This window comes from Candidatus Weimeria sp. HCP3S3_B5 (assembly GCF_052064335.1).
Lineage (GTDB): Bacteria > Bacillota > Clostridia > Lachnospirales > Lachnospiraceae > Weimeria.
The window spans coordinates 1-2,774 of record NZ_JBQHVU010000048.1; the positions used below are offsets into that span (position 1 = coordinate 1).

A 2,774-nucleotide genomic window follows, 5' to 3' on the forward strand; every position below is an offset into this window, starting at 1 on the left:
CTATCAGCTCAAGGGACTGTATCCACGTTCAATAGCTTACATACTTTCCTTTATTTTCTGTACGAGCTCCTTATCTGCTGGCAGCCAGCCCACGCTTTCTATCGTGTCCTTAGTAAGCCATCTGGCATCCTCTGCTTCGAGAAGTGTAAGCTTTCCTGAGACTACATTGCACCAGTAGCACTGCATTGACAGATGAAATTCCGGATAGTCGTACTCGACCGTTTCTATCTGATCTCCTACATTTATCTCCGTGTCCAGTTCCTCGTGGATTTCCCTCTTCAAAGCCTGCTGCGGTGTCTCACCGGATTCTATTTTTCCTCCTGGAAATTCCCAACCGTCTTTGAACTCACCATAACCACGCTGGGTTGCAAAAATCTTATCATCTTTTCTGATTACTGCACATACCACATGTAATGTCTTCATAATTACCTCAACTCACTATATAATCGTAGATATCTTCTCTCACAGGCACATCCAGATGATAACTGATCTCGAACGCATCATCCTGCTTAGTCCCGGTAACATTACCATCCTTATCTGTTACATTAAAGCTCATTTTCACCGGAGCCGGCTCTCCCTCAGCCTCAATCTCTCCAAGAAAATAGAATTCCTTCGCCTCATTATCGTCTTTATTCTTCCTGATGAATAGATATATCCTATTGTCCTTATCTTCAGGAGTTTTCTTGTAAAAATGGTCAGCATCCGACGAATCTATCTTTCTCGGATGCTTCGAGAGAGCTATCAGATTCTCCGGCGAAATAAATCTGTCCTCATATGCAATCGCATCATCTGACTTCTCATAATTGATAAATACCGGAAGCTGCTTTGTCACTTTGTCATAAAAATATCCGCCGAGATTCTGGGCATTCATATTCTTCTCCCAGTTCAACAGAAGGCACACATCTTCATACGTATATTTCTGATATAGAGACAGATTTGTGTCTTTATATGGATGACTGTAATTCTTTCTGTAATTTCTGATGCCAATATCAGTAAGCTGTTTCACCTGTCTAATGAAATCATGATCCCTCATCATCCCTCTTAATTCATCTGAGACCTTATATCCGCCGTTACCATCACTTTCCAGAAATACACAGTCACTGTACTTTGATCTCTCCGAATCCTTAGCAAACCTGTTTGTCAGGTTTCTGACGGCAGACAGAAGTGCCTCTGTACTTTCTCTGTGCCCAAGCCTACTATATATCTTATCTTTGTAAACTGATAATCTGAAATCGGTTTCACTTCCATCGAGTATATCTCTTATTATCATAAGCTCCTCAGGTCGCTTCCCCTTGGTAAGCTTCTGTGAGATAAAAGTGATCAGCTGCTGCTCGGCCTTTGTCAGATTCCCATGATAATCCTTTTCATATTTTACAAGGAAATTATAGTATGAGCCGAACTTATCAAAATACTTGCTGATATCCACAGTACCATATTTTTCAAAATCATCCGGTTCAGGAATTCTGCCAAGTCTGTCCTTTAGCTTCGCATATGCCTCACGAAGCATTGCCGTATCATTTGTCCTGGCGGTATCTATAGACTCGAAAATCCTCTTTCTCGATATCTCATCTATATAAATGGTGGATGTACCCGGAATCAGCCTGCTGCCCCCGTCCACAAACCTGCGCATATGATCCTTGTTATATGACCTGTCACCTGACAGAGCAATAGGGATCATGTAGTTATTCGCATAGTTCCCGATGAAATCAATGATCACCACATAATCCTTATCTTTTGCCTTACGAAGTCCTCTTCCCAGCTGCTGTACAAATATGACAGGACTCTCTGTCGGACGCATCATTATGACCTGATTGATCTCAGGAATATCAACGCCTTCATTGAAAATATCAACCGTGATGATATAATCGAGCCGGCTCTCTTGAGGTATCGTATCAGATACCAGCCTCTCGATACACTCTTCTCGTCTTTCCTGACTATCCTCTCCTGATAAGAATACCGTACGTTTTCCCTTCTGATTCATCTTCACTGAGAGTTCACGTCCGATTTCTTTCCTGCTGACAAAGATCACACCCTTGACTCTCGGTCCACTGAACCCATAAAGATCAGCTTTTTCCAGAACATAATTTACCCTCTCATCACTCGTCAGATACTGAAAATCCTCTGGTGACAGATTTCTGTCTTCCTGAGTATCATCCGATATTTTCCCGTCTATCTCAATATCAGTCACTCCGAAATAATGAAACGGACACAGAAGATTTTCCTCAAGTGCCTGCTGAAGCCTGATCTCATAAGCTATATTGTGGTCAAAATCAGAATAGATATCATACCCGTCAGTTCTTTCAGGTGTAGCTGTCATACCAAGCAGAAACTCCGGATTGAAATAATCTATTATCTTCTGATAGCTTCCCGCTGCCGCGTGGTGTACCTCATCTATGATTATCGTCTGAAATCTATCTCTGGAAAAATGCTCCAGTATATCATCCTTCGACATCGTCTGTACAGTTGCAAAAATATAGTCCGCGTCAAAATCTTTTTCACTACCGGAGACTATTCCTGAGCTTATGTCCCTGCCAAGTACTCGTTGATAGCTCTCGAGTGCAGCTCTGGCAATCTGTTCACGATGTATAAGAAACAGCACTTTCCTCTGCTTCTCATCACGCATAGCAAAAGCTGATGCATATGTCTTTCCTGTACCCGTAGCAGAAATCAGCAGTGCCTTCTTCTCTCCTTTCGCCCTTATTTCATTCAGGCTCTGTACAAACCTGGCCTGCATAGCATTCGGCTCAAGCCTGTAGTCTTCAATGCTGGTGATT

2 protein-coding genes are annotated in these 2,774 nt (G+C 42.4%); both read right to left on the bottom strand.

The window, feature by feature from the left end:
- Positions 1 to 36: 36 nt before the first annotated feature.
- On the bottom strand, positions 37 to 423 hold the full coding sequence (locus tag ACTNCK_RS11540; RefSeq protein WP_441082871.1) for a (deoxy)nucleoside triphosphate pyrophosphohydrolase: 387 nt from the start codon (positions 421 to 423) through the stop codon (positions 37 to 39).
- A gap of 7 nt (positions 424 to 430) precedes the next feature.
- A partial coding sequence (locus ACTNCK_RS11545) for a DUF3427 domain-containing protein (protein ID WP_441082872.1) occupies positions 431 to 2,774 on the bottom strand: 2,344 nt, incomplete at its 5' end.

Coding starts and splice junctions, on each gene's coding strand:
- ACTNCK_RS11540 (WP_441082871.1), bottom strand. CDS start 423: ATGAAGACATTACATGTGGTATGTGCAGTAATCAGAAAAGATGATAAG.